We start from the raw sequence: 18,504 nt of genomic DNA, 5'->3' as shown, positions 1-18,504 counted from the left end.
ATATTAGTCAGAGGATTTCACCACTCTTTTTGCTTTCAGAGAAGCCTTGATTTTATCGCTGTAGTAAGATATCGTACTCCTTGTTGAGACAACCAATAAAACGATTATAGCCTGAAGAACCATTGTGAATTCAGAAGGTATGAATACCTCGAATTCCATACCTATCCCACCTGCTTTAAGAAATCCGAAGAATACGGCAAAAACAGATGTTTCAATCACTCCGTTACCCCCCACTATGGCAAGCATTACTCCATCCCAACCGTAGTTTGCTCCGATTCCTTTAATAAACCTATGTTGAGTTCCACCCAATATCAACAAAGCTCCCGCTAATCCGGAAAGGAACCCTGTGTAAAACATAACCCAGATTAAATTTTCTTCATTTTTACATCCGCCAATCTTTGAAAAGTCATAATTATGTCCCATCATCCGCCATTCGTAACCTTTTTTTAGATAAGTTACAACAAAAAATGAAACAAAGACCATAAAAATCGCTATGAAAAAACTTATATTTATTCCGTTTATAGTGGGAAGAAAAAATTCTCTTTTTATCATATGAGTGGCAGGAACGTACGATTTTTCATCCAAAAATGGATATGTTGCCAGGTACAAGGTCAAGTAATCTGCTATGAAATTCAACATCAAAGTGGTTATAAATTCATCCATTTTGTAATACTTTTTTAGTACACCAGCCAAGCCACCATATAAACCACCAATGATACCAGAAATTATCAAAATAACAAATATCCCCAATACTCCTGGTATGGGTAGATAGTATCCCAAAAGCGCAGCGGTCAAGGCTCCGACAATCAATTGTCCTGGTTCTCCAAGGTTCACCACATTTGAACTGAACGCTATCGCTGCAGACATGCCCGTTAATATCAATGGGGTAGCGTTGTTTAAGGTCGAAGAAAGAGAAAACCATGAAGCTAATCCGTAATTAAATAATGCTCGATAAGCATCGATAGGCGAATTTCCCTGAAGTTTAATCAGAACCGCAGCTGCAAGAAAAGATAAGGCTATACCAACGATTCCTGTTAATATTTTATTTAAACTTTTCATAGTTTAGCCCCCAGCATGTACTCTCCCACTTCTTCTTTTGAATGGATGTTGGGGTCCAATTCAGCAACTATTTCCCCTTTTCGTAAAACGTACAACCTATTGCACATAGATAAAAGTTCATCCAGATCTGCAGAGATCAACAAAATCCCTTTTCCTTTTTTTCTCATCTCAAGGATAACGTTATGAACATATTCGATTGAACCAACATCTAATCCTCTGGTTGGCTGGTCCAAAAGCAAAAATGGTGCATCGAGGCTGAATTCACGCGCAACTATTAATTTCTGCTGATTACCTCCCGAAAGACTTTTAGGAACATCGTTTATACTTCTTGAAAGGATGTTGTATTGATTGATCAAATCTTTCGCAAATTTTTTAGCCTTTTTCCAATCCATGATATATTTAAATTTTGATAATTTTTCGCCTAAGTGGTGAGTCATGGAAAGATTTTCTGTTAAAATGGCATTCAAAGCTAATCCGTATCTTTTTCTGTCAGCAGGGATATAACTTATTAGTCTTCTTCTTTTTCTGATGGGGAGCTCTGTGATATTTTGATCTTCTATAAATATTTTTCCGTGGTGCGGATAAATTTCACCAATTATTGTTTGTACGATCTCGTATTGACCATTGCCTTCAACGCCTGCTAAACCCACTATTTCACCTGATCTAATGACAATATTGATGTTTGACAATAGATTTATCTTTGTTTTATTAGAAGCAACAGTCAAATTTGCACATTTAAAAATTTCTTTACCTGGTTCTTTTGGAACCTTCTTCACTGTTAGCATAACCTCTTTACCCACCATCATTTTTGCCAATTCACCTTTTGAACGTTTTTCGTTCTTTAAAGTTGAGATAATTTTTCCTCTTCTCATAACTGTTATAATATCTGAGATTTCCAATACTTCTTCCAATTTATGACTGATAAAAACAATAGTTTTGCCAGTATCTCTAATATTTCTAATCTCTTTGAATAGTTGTTGAGTTTCTTGAGGTGTTAGTACGGCTGTTGGTTCATCAAAAATCAGCGTGTCAACCTTTCTGTACAGCAATTTTAGGATCTCCACTTTTTGTTGGGCTGCGACAGAGAGGTTAGAAGTAGTTGCTTGTAGATCGACAGACAGATTAAATTTTTTGGTAATCTCTTCTAATTCATTTAATATTTTTTCTTTATCTAAGAAGCCGAAATTTTTTGTCTTTTCCAAACCTAAAACAACGTTCTCGTATACCTTAAAAGAAGGAACGAGCATAAATTCTTGGTGAACCATACCTATACCAAGTTTGATAGCTACGTTTGGGTTAGTTATTTTTTGTTCTTGATTATTGATAAAGATCTCACCACTGGACGGAGGCACCATACCGTATAAAATCTTCATCAATGTACTTTTTCCGGCTCCGTTTTCGCCTATAATAGAGTGAATTTCCCCTTTTTCTAAGGAGAAATTCACTCCTTCCAAGGCTAAAACATCAGGTGGGTATATTTTATATATATTTCTTATTTGTATATATGACATTTAGAACCACCTATGGATAATTATTCTCTGTATTCTTTGACCACAATCTTTCCATCCGCAACATCTTTCTGAACCTGTAATATTTTTTCTACAGTTTCTTTCGGAAGAATCTGATATGTGTATTCATCGATTGCCAATCCTACCGCTCCAGCTTTTAATCCGAGTTTGTACAACGTACCAGGTTCATATCTCCCCTCTACTATGTCTTTAAAAACTAGTTCAATAGATTTTCCAACTTCTTTAAGATCGCTGGTGATCACGTGACCCGGAGCAAGGCCATTTTGATTTGAATCTACGCCAATAGCATATTTTCCTTCTTCTTGGGCTGCTTGTAAAACTCCCGATCCTGTTAAACTTGCGATTTGAAATATTACATCCACACCCTGAGAATAAAGTTGTAAAGCAGCTTGTTTTCCTTTTGCAGGATCATCCCAACTTCCCACGTATATCGTTCTTACTTCAATTTCCGGATCTATGTAATGTGCCCCTTGTTCATAACCATATACAAAGGATCTTATTACTATATCGTCATCTCCACCTACTGCTCCTATTAGTTTTTGAGGGTTTATTCCTTCCAATTCCGTCATTGTTGTAACGATACCTGCTACAACTCCAGCCATGAAAGCCCCTTCTTCTTCAATGAAATCAACGTTTGATATTATACCCTGTTCATCTTCGACTACGGTGTCAATATTTACGAATATCTTATTGGGAAATTGTGTTGCTATGGTTTTTAATTCTTCTTCAAAACCATAAGAGATTACAAATACAACATCTGCCCAATTTGCAGCTGTGAGTAAACTTGGATAATAGAGCGAAGGATCAAAGTTGCATTCAATTACCCTTGTTTGAACCCCGTAATCATTCTCCAGTTGTTTTATGCCAGCATAACCGGAATCATAAAAGGATTGATCCCCAAGGGAACCGTTTATTACGTAAGCGACCTTTTGTGGTGCTGCAAAAACTGTGAAAGAAAAGAGAATAACAATGAACACAAAAAATGTGAATCTTTTCATTTTTTACACCTCCCGTACGATTTATTGTACTGACTTTATGAACTTTGAAATCTACGTTAGCGCCCTTCGCCCCGCTCCCCTACCCCAAAGTTTTCACGATTTATTAATACCATTTTGGGCGCTTAATTGAAAAGTCCATTGGGCTAAAGTGGAAATTTGGATCTTTGAAAAATCTGGTAAATAGGTTTCCAACGTGTCTTTCAAAGGGGATGACCAATAAGTCGGAAAATCGTTTGCACCATATATGATACCTAATATCGTACCTACCTCACCAGCATTACAATCAACGTCATAACCGAAAGAAGAAACGATCTTCATGGTTTTATCAAAATCCCCTTCTCCAAACCATAAAGAAGTTAAAATCGAGGCAGTATTTGGATACAGATGAACCCAATTATAACTTTGGAAATACTCCTCTGTTTTTCTAAGGACGCTGATCCAATCATTATTTGTTTGGCAATATTTTACTACATTATCTACGACTTTTTTAAATTCAGTATTTTTTGGAATATAATCCAATGATTTTTCGATTATTTTTCTTGGATCTTTTTCAGAAAAAGCCAAAGATGTCATAACAGCACTATGTACGCCACCGTATATACCGTTACCACTGTGAGATACCTGTGAATCTATAAACGCTAACTTTGCGGCATTATATGGATCGCCTGGTTGCAATAAACCATGAACCATGCATCTCATCTGTGCTCCTATCCATTCTTGAAATGGATTATTAAAAAATCCTGACTCGGGTGGGAATATTCCTCTTTTAATATTTTCAAGAGCTATCAACTCAGCACTCCATCCAAATGGTATGTAGGATATCCAATTTTTTGCTAAATCCTTTGAAGAGATCTCTTCCCCCTTCTCTTCGTAAGTTTTGAGAAAAATTAATTCATAGGTTACATCGTCGTTAATCGTTGAAACTTCACCTATGTAAGTACCCAATTGTTCAGAATATGTTTCTTCCAACTCATCATGGGTGTATCCTTCAAGTTTGGTTCCCATAGATCCACCTGCAAGTTGGCCTAACCAACCACCATAAATCTTGTCTTTTAGATTATCAATATTATTACACTTTAGCCTAGGAAAAGAGTTAGAGATATCTTTCCATTCCAAAGGTCTATCAAACTTTTCGTATGCGTTATTGTACATTGAATCGGCTTTGGAAAGAGAAAAGAAAATTTCTGAGGTTATAGCCTTTAATTTAGAGTAATCTTTATTTTCTAATGCTTCGAAGCCTTTATCCAGCAGCAACTCCGCTTGGTTTACGTTTTTTCCCATATTTTCTAAAGATTGGACTGCACCAACGATGAGAGATTCTGGGGCGTTAGAACCTGGAACTTTACTATCCCAAAGGGTTACTAATATCTCTTTTGAGAAAACATTCATTTTTTCTACGTCTTCCCATTTTTCGATGTGATCTTTTTTTGGTTTTGCGTTTCTTCTTCTATTAAATTCGTTTTCCCATGCCTTCATAATTTTTCTCCTTTCTTGAAACAAGAGGAGCTCTAATGATATAATTATTTTATCACATTAGTTGCTTAGGAGGATGATTAAAAAAATTATGAATGAATTTCTGATTTTAGGGCATAGGGGGTACAGGGCAAAATTTGTCGAAAATACGATCGAAGCTTTTAAAAAAGCCAGAGAATATGGTGCCGATGGTATTGAATATGATTCGAGATTAACTAAAGATGGAACGTTGGTTGTTCTTCATGACGATAATATTAACAACAGAAAGTTGAAGAAATTAACTTACGAGGAGTTAAAACAAATACATTTTAAAAATGGAGAGACCATTCCAATGGTCGAAGAAGTTATCTCTAATTTAGATGAGCAAGCTATTCTTAATTTAGAAATCAAAGAAGTTGAGGCGGCTGTTCCTTCCTACGTAATAACTAAAAGAATGAATGCAATTGATCGAACCCTATTTTCTTCTTTCAAAATTGACGCTTTGAGAAAGGTCAGAAGTTTGGATAAAAGTGCAAAAGTTGGATTACTGATTGAATATGATCCTTTAAAATACGTAGATGAATTGAATAAAGAGATCGATCTTTATTCTTTGAATCTTTGGATAGATGCTTTAAAAGATAATATAGAAATTTCTAAAGAGTTCTTGCATAAATGGAAAGAAAAAGGTTTGAAGATATTTTTATGGACGGTGAACGATCCCAAGGATTTACACACATTCAAAGGTTTATACGACGGTATAATTACCGACGAGGTTGAAAAAATAGTTGAAGTAAGAAGACAAATCGCAAAAGAGAAACTTTAGAGATGAATCTTTCGGGGAATGGGTACGTTGTATAGCTCTTCTGCTGGTTTTTCATTGTAAAAAGGACGTGTACACCATGGACATCCCGAGGTTTTTTTAGTTTCTTCCATATCTACTTTCACTTCTGGCAATTTTTGAAGGTTACCTTTCGAATCAAAGAGAAAATCAGCTTTTTCCACCTCGTATTTTAGGATGATTTCTCTGGCGATCTGGATTTTTCTGTACCTAGATAAAGAAGGAGGTAAAAGATTTTCAAATTTTGTACCCTTTATGGGGGTAAAAGAAAACAGACTTACCAATATCTTAAACTTTTTCATTTTTAATAAAAACTCTATAATATTTTCGTCAGTTTCTCCTAATCCCACGATTATGTGTGTTGTAATTCTATTAGGGAAATCATTTGAAGCATTTATGAGCATTTTTTCGTAGAATTCGTATTTACTGCCCCTGATTTTTGAAAAAAGGTCCTTGTTTGCTACATCTATGGCTATTCCAACTCTATCAACGTTGTACTTTTTAAACAAGGATCTAACTTCTTCAATATCTCTTGGCCTTATAGAAACAGAGATAGGTATTTCTGTTTCTTTCAAGAAAGATAATAATTCGTTTAATTCAGTCCAATAATCTAAAGAAGAAACCACTTGTATACAAATACGTTTAAATTTGGTGGGGATGAAAATATTTTTAAAGGTTTCTAGAGATATTTCGGGCCATTTGATTCTTGATAATAGATCTGCTTTACTTTGAGCATCCCTGGCTTGTGCACAATAAGAACAGTTGAAAAGACACTTTTCCCCGATCATGAGGTAAGCTGTGTAGTTTGGAAAGTCAATTTTTCCTTTTTTTAAGCCGAGTTCTACAGCTGTTGCATACGATAAACGCAAATTGAGTATTCCTCCATTCATTCTTTACTTAGATATATTTGTTATTCTTCTGTGTTTTCGATGTATACGAAGTCATATCCTTCATATTCAAAAACATGAATAGTCGCTTCCTTTGTTGTTGTCGAAATGGATTGTTTAATCTCATAATCATTAAAAAACTCTTGAGGCGTTAACGCAAAGATTTCTTCCATTTTGTTCATTAATTCGAAGGCTTCTGTGATTTCTTTTTCCTTCAAATTTCTGTATTCAAGAATCCGATAGGTATATTCATATGAAAGCACGGAAAAGAACAACGTTGGAATCATAATAACAAAAGTCAAGATAACTTTCAAATTAGAACTGTCCCAGTAGTATAACGATTAAGATTATCAAAAGTATCCCTATTACTGAAAAACCGCTTATTATAAGTATATCCAAGGAACCTATTTTTTTATCGGGAGGCATGCTTTTATCTTTTTTCATTTGGTTGTATAAATCACCGATAATTTTTGTTTCATTTTCCATTTCATTTTTTTCTTGAGATTTTCTTAAAATTTGAAGTCTATTTTGGTCTACTGAAACCTTTAACTCTCTATGAACTACCGCTTTACCCAAAGCCCCATTCCCTAGATCTACTTTTAAAAATATATAGTCGCTTGAAGGAATCAATTCTTTAGATATAATTTTCCCCTCGACGACTTCTCCCATTTTTTTCTCGCCTTCATTCTTCTCTTCAATTGGTAAAACTATTATAGGTTCACCTATATCCAATTTAGAAACAGAATAACCCTCCACGGGGTCTATTATTGGATAGATTTCGGTTGCATTTTTAACATCTTCTCTGTTTAAATATTCTTTTAAACCTTCTTCTCCTTTTTCTTTTACGGCTGTTATCCAGGTTAGATCTTTATAATCAAATTTCTGAGCTACCAATTTGATCTTTGTATCTCCAGACCATTCACTTAAAATATCACTCAAAATTGATTTTAAAACATAAACGTCTTCATCTTCTATGGCCATGAAGATTTTTGTCCCCGTGACCTCAGATTTCATTTTTTTTAGGGTACTGTAAAAGTAGGCTTTGAACTGAGAGATAAGGTTATTATTTTTTTCTTTAGATAATTGATAATACAGCATATCAATGTCTGATTTAAAATCAAGATAATCTTTTGTAATATCAGGAAGATCTAGTTCCCTAAGTTGAGCCCTGCTCAACAAGAGAACATTAAAATAAGGGGTTTGAGCCTTTTTACCAAACATATATCCCACATATGTTTCACCGGTTAAATTTGAAGTTGCTAAAAATTTTAATGCATAAAAGTCCATTTTTCATCCCCTTTTATTTAACATGCGTTTTTCTTAAAAATTTTTTTGCTTACTTGATTATTCCTTCCCCGCTGTTTATTTCTTGCACATCATAATCATTTAAATCTACCTCGTTGTCTATGACACAATTTTTCCCTATTGTCATCTTGTTTTTTAGCTTCGAGTTGAAGCCTATTACAGTTATATCTGAATTATAGATCTTTTTATCGATTTTAGATTCCGCGAATTTACCTTTTCCTATCTCAACCGACTCACCGATAATAGTATTTTCAGCAACAATCGTTTTTTCTATATACGAATTTTTCCCGATAAATACATTATTCATTATAATGGAATCTTTTACATAAGTTCCTTCTGAAACGGTTACTCCTTGGAAAATCACTGAATTTTCAACCGTTCCATATATTTCTGATCCTTCACTAACAAAACTTTTTAACACGCTGGCTCCTTTTGCAATGAAAGCAGGGGGTAACTCTTCCGATTGAGTGTATATCTTCCAATTTTCATCGTGAAGGTCCAACGGAGGCAAGGGAGAAATTATCTCAAGATTACAGTCAAGATAAGATTCTATCGTTCCAACGTCTCTCCAATAACCTTCAAAATTGAAAGCATACAGTTGAGAATTTTCTTCCAGTGCTTTGGGAATTATATTTTTTCCAAAATCATGTTCAGAAGTATTATCTTTGGCATCCCTTATGAGAGCGTCTTTTAGAAAGTTCCATTTAAATACATATATTCCCAAAGATGCCAAGGTTCCTCCTGGTTCTTTGGGCTTTTCTTGGAATTCGATTATCCTATTGAAAGGGTCAGTTACCATTATACCAAATCTATGTGCCTCACTTACCGGTACTTCCATACACGCTATAGTACCATCGGCATCTTTTTCTATATGATAATCTATTATATCGTTATAATCCATTTTATATACATGATCCCCTGACAATAGTAACACAAAATCAGGTTTATACCTTTCTATGAATTCTATGTTTTGATAAACCGCATCGGCTGTTCCTTGGTACCACGAAGTTCCTGACCTACTTAAATAGGGAGGCAAAATATGTAAACCTCCACCTTTTATATCTAAGTCCCACGGTTTACCTATACCTAAATGTTCTACCAACCTATGTGGCATGTATTGAGTAACAACACCTACGGTGTTTATATTGGAATTAACGCAATTACTTAAAGTGAAATCGATCATGCGATATTTCCCACCGAAGGGTACGGCAGGCTTTGCTAAATTGTTTGTAATTACCCCAAGTCTTGTTCCTTGACCTCCAGCTAAAATAATAGCTAAAACACGCATTTCAATGCCTCCTTCTATAGAACGGCCCCTTTTTCTATAACATTGATCTCGTTTCCTATGCCTTCCAACTTTTTCCCGGATCTTATCCTTACGTTTTTATCAATTATGGTCTTTCTAATTACGCTTCCTTCCTCTAAATAACTTCCTTGTAATACTATACAATCTTCTATTACAGAGCCTGCTCCAATGTACACATTCCTAGAAAGCACGGAATTTCTAACAACTCCATTTATTATACAACCATCGGATACAAATGAATTGGAAACCTCGGCGTTTACGTTTATCTTCGGTGGGGCTGAATCTTTAAGCTTAGTGTATATTTTTCTTTCCGGTGAATAAAATAATTCATTTCTAACCTCTTCTTTTAATATATCCATATTAGTATTATAATAATCTTCTACAGATTTTTTAATATTTTTCCAATAACCATCAAACTCGTAAGAAAAAACTCTCATTCTGGATAAATTGGGTATGATTATATCCTTTAAAAGATCGAATTTTCCGTTTGGTACGTTGGCATATAGGATTTCCATCAAAAATGCTTTGTTTATAAAATAAACGCCCAAAAAAATCTTATTAGAGCGATATTCGGAGTCTTTTTCATAGATTTGTGTGATTCTGTTATTTTCATCTGTAATGACTTGTCCGTATTGACTAAAATTTATTCTATCTTCTACAGTTTTTGTTAGCAAAGTAACATCTGCACCATTTTTTACATGGTATTTGAAAAGGGGTCTAAAATCCATATTGTATATATGATCTCCAGAACCGATTAAAACAAAATCTTCGTATGATCTTCTCAAAAAAGTTAAATTCTGGAATATTGCATCCGCTGTTCCTTCATAGTACATTTTACGGCTTTGAGGGCTTATAAATGGTTGAAGTATAAATAATCCCCCTCTTTTTCTATCCAAGTTCCATTCTTTACCGCTTCCCAAATGGTCCATTAAAGATCTGGGATTGTATTGTGTAAATACACCTACGTTTATGATGCCAGAATTCACCATGTTGCTTAAAGTAAAATCTATGGCTCTGTATTTACCAAAAACAGGAACGGCTGCGCTAGTCCTTTTTAACGTTAGTTTATCTAAATTGTCTTTAGTTGACCCTGAAAGTATAAGACCTGCAACCCTCATGAATTTCACCTCTTCAAAAATTACAATTCGTTTTCAAAACCACATAGATATTCAAAAATCTCATTTTCTTCAAAGAAAATTCCCCACTCTTGTTCAGCACTTTGGATCGAATCTGAAGCATGTACAATATTTTTTCTGACACTTATCCCAAATTCCCCACGAATACTTCCTGCTTGAGCTTTTAGAGGATCTGTTTCACCGTTTATGCTTCTAACAGCTTCAATAACCCTTGGGCCTTCTAAAATCATAACGACCACAGGTCCAGATAATATGAATTCTATCAAAGGTTGATAAAAATCCTTACCTTGGTGTACTTTGTAGAGCTCTTCAGCTTGTTCTTTTTTCATCTTGATCATTTTCATGGCGACAACTTTTAGTCCTTTTTGCTCATATCTTTTGATTATTTCACCAATAAGTCCTCTTTTAACTGCATTAGGTTTTATCATCACAAATGCTTTTTCTGCCAAATTAAGCTCCCCCTTCTATTCCTCTTTTAAAGATTCTATAATATTGAAGCTAGCTGCTCGTCTTGAAGCGATATAACTGAAAAAAATAGATACAAAACAGTTCATTAAAAAGGCTATCAAAAAAGAACCAGCGGTTATCTTAATGGGTAAATATTCCACATAAAAGAGTCCTTCGGGTAATGGTATCTTTAAAATAATTAGAAACCAGCATGTTAAAATGCCCGCGATAACTCCAAGTACAAATCCTACTAGAGATATTAAAAAAGTTTCTAAGATAAAAATAGTAGATACTTGTCCTCTTTGAAAACCAAGAGCCCTTAAAATAGCTATCTCTTTCTTTCTATTAAAGACAGAGAAAGAAACAGAGTTTGATATACTGAATCCAGAAATCAGCAGAATGAAAAAAGTTATCGTAAAAGCTATCAAGCTATCAAACTGAACAGCCTTAGCCAAAGTTTCGTTGGACTCTTCCCAAGTGAGGGCAGAGTAACGAGAAAGATATTTTTCTTTAAATTGTTGAGCCTTATTTGGATTTTTTAAAAAAATACCAGTATACTCTTTTGAATTCGAATTTTGAGACAATATGAAGGTTGAATCGTACGAATATACCCCAGAATCGAATATTCCTGTAACAATACTTTCTTGGAAAATTGGCAATAGGCCTTTTGTTCTCACAGTTATTATGGTATCACCAATTTCAACATTGAGATTATTCGCTAATTTATTTCCTAATATAAGACCTTCGGTACCGCTTTCCTCATTTACAAATTCTTCATAGATTGATAGATCATCCAATTCTATAAGTTGAGAGAAGGCAATTTTAGATTGGTTTATAACTGCAACAGGGATGATGTTAAAATTTACAATTTTGTCTATTTCTGATGAGTTTTGAGCATAATTTCCTCTAACAACGAGATGAGGATAAAAATTAGTTATTGAATCTATTAATAAGCTATCGAAACCATTTATTATTGAGGTAACTACTATGATACCCCATACTCCTATTATCATAGCGATGAGAGAGAATTTAAAGTTTTTTTTCGACCTTGTGAAAAAAGAAATAGTCAGAAGGAAAACCGAATTATTTCTTTTACCACCTTTCATTAAGAACCACCACTGCGTCGTAACCTGTTGGATCAATCAAGTTTTCTGAAATAAAATCTATCAATTGAAAATATTTGTACTTATCTTCTATTTCGATGAAATTTGTTCCGAATGTTTCTTTCAAATCTGCTTTTATTTTTTCCTTAGTTTCTTTTTCAACGTTCCTAAAAAAAACATATGAATACTGGTCACTTAAACCATCAAAGGTTTCATCCAAAACCTTAATCTGATATCCCGGTTTTTTCCATACGTCAAAAACATAGGTATAAAAATTATACAACTTGCTGGAAAAATTTTTGGTGATGAGTATTTTTGATTTATCGTTGCTTTGGTCAGAATATGCTTCAAAGGTTTTCAACTTGTATTGAATTTGGGATATTTTACTTTCATCAACAACTACATAACTATCTTTGATTAGATAGGGAAATGAGATAAATTCCATCTGGGCATTTTTCACTTGGTTATACAGGAAAAGTAGATCTTTAATTTCAAAAGAATTAACGGTGTCAGATAAACCTATATTTACTGCTTCAAGGAGTTTATTTATGCCAGCCGATTTGACTTCGTTCAATAAAGCTAATACAGCATTTTTTTGACGTTCCATCCTTCCTAAATCTCCTGCTGCATCTCGGTATCTCACATAATACAACAATTCTTCACCATTTAACTTATTATACCCTTTTTTAAAATCTATATGTAGATTTTGGTGATAATCTGAGTAACTCATATCCGATTCTATGTATATATCTATAGGAGCAAATAAATCACCAATACTTTTAAATATAGAATAATCAAAAATTATGTAATCTGAAATCTGAACACCGCTTAATTTTTCAACCTCTTCTTTGAGCCTGTCGATACCGTAAATTTCATAAACAGAGTTAATTCTTCTTTCAGTTTGATCAATGCTAATCAAAAGATCCCTTGGTATGGGTAGAAAAATGATCTTCCCTTTATCGATTCCCCCTAAGATTATCACATCTGTTCTGGTTGAACTTTCAATATTTTCATCTCTTCCTAGAACCAAAAAATAGTAAGGAAATTCTATGGAAGATTGATCTAATTGAATATTCTTACCTAAAGGTATTATAAAACTGAGTGTCAAAAAAATCAGAAAGATGAAAGATAAAATTCTTAAAATATGTATTTTCAAATAGTAATCACTCCACGATTTCTTTGATCCTCTCAAAAGCCTCTATATCGACGTATTTTCTTTCGATTGTTTGATTTGCTATATTGATTTGAAGTGGTTTAGTTAAAAGGAGTGGAACAGTTAACTTATCGTAATTGGTTATAGAGTACTTTGAAAAGCCATTAATGAGGGCATAAACCCCTTCTTCGTCCAAATTTGTGGACCTATCGTAATTTTTTACTATATCTATATATTCTTCCAAACTGAAAACTTGCCAAAATCTCATCTCACTATTTATCAAAGCATCAAAAACTCCATCGATACCTTTTAAGTTGCTGCCACCTAATTTGCTTATAAACTTGTTTGCAACATCATCGTTTATGTGAAAATAGTAATTAAAATTCGAGTTAAGTTCAAATAACTCCAAAAAATCATTTGTAACTTTATCTAAATTTTCAGAAGATAAAGTAATGTAAGACTCCGGAAAGGTAGTTCCATCCTCTACTTTGACTATCATTATCTTCCTGTTATCGTTAAGAACCCTTATAAAATATAACCCATTGTCATAAGATACCGTATAGGTTATCTTGTTGGATGTGGCTACAGGATTGTTGACGAACTGGTTGTATCTATAAAACATGAATCCTAAAAAAGCCACGATTATAGCGATAATTATTATCAAAATAAGCCATATTCTTCGGCCTCTTTTTCTTTTTCCTCCAATATACACATTTGCCACAAAACGCACCTCCAACCTGCGAATTCCTTAAATAATTTAGAAATTGAAAAACATCAACGAGAGATGCTCTAAATGAGCATCTCTCAAACATTTTATTTGTTGGCTAAAAAATCACTTAAAACTTCTTCCAAATCGGGTTTACCGATTTCTTGTAACTCGTAAGTTACCCTAACTGTAGGTTTTTTTATGTCCATAATCCTTGTTAGATCAATTGGTGTACCTATAACCACAACTTCGGCATCGGATTTATTTATGCTTTCTTCCAGTTCTTTTATCTGTTTTTTTCCATAACCCATCGCGGGAAGTATCTTATCAAGATGGGTGTATTTCTTGTAAGTATTTACTATTGAACCAACTGCATAAGGCCTTGGATCAATTATTTCAGAGGCTCCAAATTTTTTAGCAGCTATGAAACCAGCACCATAGGTCATTTCTCCGTGAGTTAAGGTGGGTCCATCTTCAATAACAAGGCATCTCTTCCCTCTTATAATAGAAGGATTTTTAACGAATAAAGGAGATGCGGCATCAATAACTGTAGCGTTTGGATTCCATTTTTCTATATTTGCTCTTACTTTTTCAATGCCTTCCAATGTTGCTGTTTCTTCTTTATTGATAACTAGAACATCTGCCATAATAAGATTCGTCATTCCAGGGAAATAGGATACCTCGTGACCGGCTCTGTGTGGATCGACTACAACAATAGATAAATCGGGTTTATAGAAAGAAAAATCGTTGTTTCCACCATCCCATAATATAACATCGGGATTTTCTTCTTCCGCCTGTCTCAATATCTCTTCATAATCAACACCTGCATAGATAACAGAGTTCCTATCTATATGAGGTTCATACTCCTCTCTTTCTTCAATTGTACATTCGTGTTTGTCTAGATCTTCGTAAGTGGCAAACCTTTGTACCTTTTGCTTTACCAGGTTTCCATATGGCATTGGGTGTCTGATTGAAACTACTTTCAAACCTTTATTTTTTAGAATATCCAAAACTCTCCTCGTTGTTTGACTTTTCCCTGAACCGGTTCTAACGGCACAAATCGAGATAATAGGTTTTTTGGATTTCAACATAGAATTATTCGGGCCCAGAAGTTTAAAATCTGCTCCACTCGCAAGCACTAAAGAAGCCTTTTCCATTACGTATGAAAACGGCAAATCGCTGTAGGATAAAACCACTTCGTCGATGTTGTTTTCTTTGATAAGATTGACTAGGTTAGCTTCTGATTCTATAGGTATCCCTTTAGGATAAAACTCTCCAGCGAGCTCTTTTGGATAAAGCCTTCCTTCGATATCAGGAATTTGGGTGGCTGTGAAACAAACAACTTCATAGTCAGGATTATTGCGATAATAAACGTTGAAATTATGAAAATCTCTACCTGCTGCTCCCATTATCAAAACTTTTTTCCTCAAGTGTATCTCCTCCTTATAAGTGGCATACTAGCGCACCTAGGGCCTCCCCTCCCCCTAGATAATTCGCTGGATGGTATGGTTAAAACTTCTATCCCCGATTTTTCTAATTCTCTGTTGGTGATGTAATTTCGATCATAGGTGATAACCTTTCCAGGTTCTATTGCCAAACTGTTGGAGCCATCATTCCATTGCTCCCTGTGTGATGCTATTATATCAGCATTTCCGCATTTAATAATTTGAACATGATCTAAATTAAGATGTTTTTTTAATATATGTTCCAAGCTTTCTTCTTCCTCATAAAAATCGAATCCCTCTTTAGACTTTGTAATAATAAAAGTATCTATATCTTCTCTTAAATTTGCATGAACTAGAAATTTATCGTAATCAACCATTGTGAATATGGTATCTAAATGCATATAAGCCCTATTATCAGGTATTATAAATGCAATTATCTTCTCAAAGGTATCTTTATTTTCTTTGAGAAACTTCTTAGCGAGTATTTCGACGGCTTCTGGTGAAGTTCTTTGAGAAATACCGACTGCTAAAACTTTCTCGCTTAACACTAAGATATCTCCACCCTCTATTGGATAAGGATAATCTTTCTCGTAATACAATTGGGTGCCCTCAAATTTTTTGTTGTATTTTATGACATATTCCATAAGCATGACTTCTCTTCTTCTTGCGGAGGTTTTCATTCTGTTCACGCAGGCACCTTTTCCCAAAATCGCCACAGGATCCCTTTGAAAATATAGGTTTGGCATGGGAGGAAGGAAAAAAGGTAATTCTATATCCGCTCTTCTAACCCTCAAGGAGAAGATGTTTCTGTTAATTTCTAGTTGATCGGAGCGTATACCAGATATTATAGTGTCCACCATCTCTTTGGTATCTAGGGAAAACAAATAATCTTTTAAAAGATCATAAATGAAGCTATTGTATATTTCTGAGAATTGTAAAAACTCTTCAACAAATTTTTCTTTTAAATCCAAATCATTGAGAGTTTCTGTCAACAATTCAGTAAGATATAAAACTTCTACACCATTGTCTCTCAAAACATTTGCAAAGTAATCATGTTCTTCTTGAGCTTTATACAAAAAAGGAATATCGTCAAATAACAGATCAGAAAGATAATGAGGAGATAAATTTTCTAACTCTTTTCCCGGTCTGTGTAGAAGGATTTTTTCTAATTTTCCGATTTCTGAATACACCGATAAATTCATAACTTTTAAGCACCAACCTTTTGCTTTCTAATATTATACAACAAAAAATCTTCTAAAAAATCTCATAGCTTTGTAAAAGTGTCGGAGCGTTCAAAGTATCAAGCACTTTTTCTAAGAGTATACCTTCCCTTTGAGGATATTTATAACCATAACTAGCTTTTAAACAGGTAGCCACGAATTGAGTAGCCCTGTCTATTGCCATCGGTACACTGTCTCCGTTTAAAAGACTACCAACGATAACACTTGCAAACGAGTCCCCTGTACCAGGATATAAAGCTCTTATGTAATTATTGGTGATTTTCCAAAACCTATTATTTGTCCTTTCATAAGCTAATACCCCTATTTTCGATTTAGATTCATCAGGAACACTTGTTATAATAACGACTTCTGGGCCCATGTCTGACAAACGTTTTAACCAGCTTTTCAACATTTCTTCACTAATATTTTGATCGTACTTCTCATCCAAAAGAAAACAGGCTTCTGTAAAATTTGGGGTTATCACATGAGATTTGGAAATTAATTTTTTCATCTCTTTGACCATGCCTTCTGTAATGGTAGCATAAAGTTTCCCATCATCCCCCATTACTGGATCAACGACTACAAGTGTTTCATTTTTCTGTGAAAAATATTGTATAAATTCCATTACAATATCAATTTGTTTTTCTGAACCTAAAAAACCACTATAAATTGCATCAAAACTTAGGTCTAATTTTTTCCAATGTGCCATGATGTCTTTCATATTGTCTGTTAGATCGATAAAAGTATAATCCTTAAATCCTCCGGTATGCGTTGATAGTATTGCGGTGGGAATTGGACAGACTTGAATCTTCATAGAAGACAATATAGGAATTACAACGGTTAAAGAAGCTTTTCCAAACCCAGAAAGGTCATGAATTGCCGCAACTCTTTTGATGGGTTTCTCTTTCAAATACATCATTCCTTTCCCCTAAGATAAGATGATAAACTCCTTAGCTATTTCTGCACCAAGCTTGGCGTTGTTGTAGACTAATTCGATATTTGCTTTTAAACTTTCCCCTTTTGTTAATTCGTTTATTTTTGAAAGTAGAAAGGGGGTTAATTCTTTACCCTTTATTTTTTGTTTTTTAGCCTCTTCTATTGCGTTGTCTATTGTTTTATTTATTTCTTTAAAATCCATTGAGTAATCTTTTGGAATAGGATTTGCAATAAAGATACCTCCTTGTAAACCCAAGTCCCACTTTGCCTTCATTACATGTGCAATTTCTTTTGGGGTTTCTACTCTATAAGGTACATTTATCCCACTTTCCCTCGAAAAAAAGCATGGAAGTTCGTCCGTTTGATAGCCGATCACTGGAACACCGAAAGTTTCGAGATATTCTTTGGTTAATTGAAGATCTAATATAGCTTTAGGTCCAGCAGATATCACCGCAACGTTGGTTTTCGCAAGTTCTTGGAGATCTGCAGAAATATCGAACGTTTCTTGAGCGTTTCTATGTACACCGCCTATTCCTCCTGTTACAAAAACCTTTATTCCAGCAAGTTCAGCTATTATCATGGTTGCTGCAACCGTTGTAGCGGCGTTAAAACCTTTTGCAAGGATAATAGGGAGATCCATTCTACTTGCTTTCAATATGTTTTTAGAAATAGCCATAAACTCTATCTCTTCTTCTGATAATCCTACTTTCATTGTACCATCTATTATTGCGATAGTTGCTGGAACTGCTCCCCTTTCTCTTATTATTTCTTCTACATTTTTTGCCACTTCAACATTTTGTGGGTAAGGCATTCCATGTGAAATGATAGTTGATTCCAAGGCAACTATAGCTTTGTTTTCTTTCATAGCTTGGTAGATTTCTTCTTTTATTTCTAAATATGGGGTTGTATTCATATTGGTTTTCCTCCAAAAGTTGTTGTTATTTTATTGTTTTAGGAACTTAATTTAGCGCCCCTTCGCCCCGC

At 34.3% G+C, this 18,504-nt stretch carries 18 protein-coding genes; 1 reads left to right on the top strand and 17 read right to left on the bottom strand.

All coding sequences use genetic code 11. From position 1 onward, the window contains the following. Nucleotides 1–3 precede the first annotated feature (3 nt). The 4 genes from X928_RS00385 to X928_RS00370 form a co-directional block, all read right to left on the bottom strand. The gene (locus X928_RS00385) at nt 4–1,059 is read right to left on the bottom strand and encodes an ABC transporter permease (RefSeq protein ID WP_103078000.1); all 1,056 of its coding nucleotides are present in this window, start codon (nt 1,057–1,059) and stop codon (nt 4–6) included. Next, nucleotides 1,056–2,570, bottom strand: a complete 1,515-nt coding sequence (locus tag X928_RS00380; RefSeq protein ID WP_103077999.1) for an ABC transporter ATP-binding protein — start codon at nt 2,568–2,570, stop codon at nt 1,056–1,058. Before X928_RS00380 ends, X928_RS00385 begins: the two co-directional genes overlap by 4 nt. A 20-nt stretch (nt 2,571–2,590) precedes the next feature. Then, the gene (locus tag X928_RS00375; RefSeq protein ID WP_103077998.1) at nt 2,591–3,586 is read right to left on the bottom strand and encodes a BMP family ABC transporter substrate-binding protein; all 996 of its coding nucleotides are present in this window, start codon (nt 3,584–3,586) and stop codon (nt 2,591–2,593) included. Between the two features lie 93 nt (nt 3,587–3,679). Continuing rightward, on the bottom strand, nt 3,680–5,062 hold the full coding sequence (locus X928_RS00370; protein ID WP_103077997.1) for an ADP-ribosylglycohydrolase family protein: 1,383 nt from the start codon (nt 5,060–5,062) through the stop codon (nt 3,680–3,682). 88 nt (nt 5,063–5,150) lie between these two features. Between X928_RS00370 and X928_RS00365 the strand changes: the two genes are divergently transcribed. Further along, a complete protein-coding gene (locus X928_RS00365; RefSeq protein ID WP_169926238.1) occupies nt 5,151–5,861 on the top strand; it encodes a glycerophosphodiester phosphodiesterase family protein in 711 nt (236 codons plus the stop codon). Here X928_RS00365 and lipS2 read toward each other — a convergent pair. The 13 genes from lipS2 to X928_RS00300 all read right to left on the bottom strand — a co-directional run bounded on the left by lipS2 (nt 5,858) and on the right by X928_RS00300 (nt 18,433). Then, nucleotides 5,858–6,745, bottom strand: a complete 888-nt coding sequence (gene lipS2, locus X928_RS00360; RefSeq protein ID WP_103077995.1) for a LipS2 family lipoyl synthase — start codon at nt 6,743–6,745, stop codon at nt 5,858–5,860. The genes X928_RS00365 and lipS2 overlap by 4 nt on opposite strands. A gap of 41 nt (nt 6,746–6,786) precedes the next feature. Continuing rightward, a complete protein-coding gene (locus X928_RS00355) occupies nt 6,787–7,077 on the bottom strand; it encodes a hypothetical protein (RefSeq protein WP_103077994.1) in 291 nt (96 codons plus the stop codon). A gap of 1 nt (nt 7,078) precedes the next feature. After that, nucleotides 7,079–8,050, bottom strand: coding sequence for a DUF4899 domain-containing protein (locus X928_RS00350; protein WP_103077993.1), 972 nt, complete (start codon nt 8,048–8,050; stop codon nt 7,079–7,081). Nucleotides 8,051–8,099: 49 nt separating this feature from the next. Next, on the bottom strand, nt 8,100–9,356 hold the full coding sequence (locus tag X928_RS00345; protein ID WP_103077992.1) for a glucose-1-phosphate adenylyltransferase: 1,257 nt from the start codon (nt 9,354–9,356) through the stop codon (nt 8,100–8,102). Nucleotides 9,357–9,370: 14 nt separating this feature from the next. After that, nucleotides 9,371–10,492 (bottom strand): glucose-1-phosphate adenylyltransferase subunit GlgD, encoded by a 1,122-nt coding sequence (gene glgD / locus X928_RS00340; protein ID WP_103077991.1) that lies wholly within the window; start codon nt 10,490–10,492, stop codon nt 9,371–9,373. Nucleotides 10,493–10,512: 20 nt separating this feature from the next. Next, a complete protein-coding gene (ndk, locus tag X928_RS00335) occupies nt 10,513–10,959 on the bottom strand; it encodes a nucleoside-diphosphate kinase (RefSeq protein ID WP_103077990.1) in 447 nt (148 codons plus the stop codon). A 15-nt stretch (nt 10,960–10,974) separates the two neighbouring features. Beyond that, nucleotides 10,975–12,063, bottom strand: a complete 1,089-nt coding sequence (locus tag X928_RS00330; RefSeq protein WP_103077989.1) for an ABC transporter permease — start codon at nt 12,061–12,063, stop codon at nt 10,975–10,977. Then, on the bottom strand, nt 12,050–13,216 hold the full coding sequence (locus tag X928_RS00325; protein WP_169926237.1) for an LCP family protein: 1,167 nt from the start codon (nt 13,214–13,216) through the stop codon (nt 12,050–12,052). The genes X928_RS00330 and X928_RS00325 overlap by 14 nt, the downstream gene beginning before the upstream one ends. 7 nt (nt 13,217–13,223) lie before the next feature. Further along, nucleotides 13,224–13,934: a hypothetical protein gene (locus X928_RS00320; RefSeq protein ID WP_103077987.1), complete on the bottom strand. Its 711-nt coding sequence runs from the start codon at nt 13,932–13,934 to the stop codon at nt 13,224–13,226. Nucleotides 13,935–14,026: 92 nt separating this feature from the next. Next, nucleotides 14,027–15,328, bottom strand: coding sequence for a cyclic 2,3-diphosphoglycerate synthase (locus tag X928_RS00315; RefSeq protein WP_103078016.1), 1,302 nt, complete (start codon nt 15,326–15,328; stop codon nt 14,027–14,029). Between the two features lie 17 nt (nt 15,329–15,345). Beyond that, entirely contained in the window at nt 15,346–16,566 is a 1,221-nt protein-coding gene (locus X928_RS00310; protein ID WP_103077986.1) for an arginine deiminase, read from the bottom strand. A gap of 52 nt (nt 16,567–16,618) precedes the next feature. Further along, on the bottom strand, nt 16,619–17,500 hold the full coding sequence (locus tag X928_RS00305) for a pyridoxamine kinase (protein WP_103077985.1): 882 nt from the start codon (nt 17,498–17,500) through the stop codon (nt 16,619–16,621). Nucleotides 17,501–17,512: 12 nt separating this feature from the next. After that, complete coding sequence (locus X928_RS00300) at nt 17,513–18,433, bottom strand: pseudouridine-5'-phosphate glycosidase (protein WP_103077984.1); 921 nt, start codon at nt 18,431–18,433, stop codon at nt 17,513–17,515. Between the last annotated feature and the right edge of the window lie 71 nt (nt 18,434–18,504).

The sequence above is a fragment of the Petrotoga miotherma DSM 10691 genome, from assembly GCF_002895605.1.
Classification (GTDB): Bacteria; Thermotogota; Thermotogae; order Petrotogales; family Petrotogaceae; genus Petrotoga; species Petrotoga miotherma.
This window is presented reverse-complemented; position numbering and strand designations above follow the sequence as displayed.

What these genes read in the sequence shown, in the direction of transcription:
- X928_RS00305 (WP_103077985.1), bottom strand. Translation starts at nt 17,500, where the DNA reads ATGTATTTGAAAGAGAAACCCATCAAAAGAGTTGCGGCAATTCATGAC.
- X928_RS00310 (WP_103077986.1), bottom strand. Translation starts at nt 16,566, where the DNA reads ATGAATTTATCGGTGTATTCAGAAATCGGAAAATTAGAAAAAATCCTT.
- X928_RS00330 (WP_103077989.1), bottom strand. Translation starts at nt 12,063, where the DNA reads ATGAAAGGTGGTAAAAGAAATAATTCGGTTTTCCTTCTGACTATTTCT.
- X928_RS00365 (WP_169926238.1), top strand. Translation starts at nt 5,151, where the DNA reads ATGAATGAATTTCTGATTTTAGGGCATAGGGGGTACAGGGCAAAATTT.
- X928_RS00350 (WP_103077993.1), bottom strand. Translation starts at nt 8,050, where the DNA reads ATGGACTTTTATGCATTAAAATTTTTAGCAACTTCAAATTTAACCGGT.
- X928_RS00375 (WP_103077998.1), bottom strand. Translation starts at nt 3,586, where the DNA reads ATGAAAAGATTCACATTTTTTGTGTTCATTGTTATTCTCTTTTCTTTC.
- X928_RS00345 (WP_103077992.1), bottom strand. Translation starts at nt 9,356, where the DNA reads ATGCGTGTTTTAGCTATTATTTTAGCTGGAGGTCAAGGAACAAGACTT.
- X928_RS00300 (WP_103077984.1), bottom strand. Translation starts at nt 18,433, where the DNA reads ATGAATACAACCCCATATTTAGAAATAAAAGAAGAAATCTACCAAGCT.
- X928_RS00315 (WP_103078016.1), bottom strand. Translation starts at nt 15,328, where the DNA reads ATGGGAGCAGCAGGTAGAGATTTTCATAATTTCAACGTTTATTATCGC.
- glgD (WP_103077991.1), bottom strand. Translation starts at nt 10,492, where the DNA reads ATGAGGGTTGCAGGTCTTATACTTTCAGGGTCAACTAAAGACAATTTA.
- X928_RS00370 (WP_103077997.1), bottom strand. Translation starts at nt 5,062, where the DNA reads ATGAAGGCATGGGAAAACGAATTTAATAGAAGAAGAAACGCAAAACCA.
- X928_RS00385 (WP_103078000.1), bottom strand. Translation starts at nt 1,059, where the DNA reads ATGAAAAGTTTAAATAAAATATTAACAGGAATCGTTGGTATAGCCTTA.
- X928_RS00380 (WP_103077999.1), bottom strand. Translation starts at nt 2,570, where the DNA reads ATGTCATATATACAAATAAGAAATATATATAAAATATACCCACCTGAT.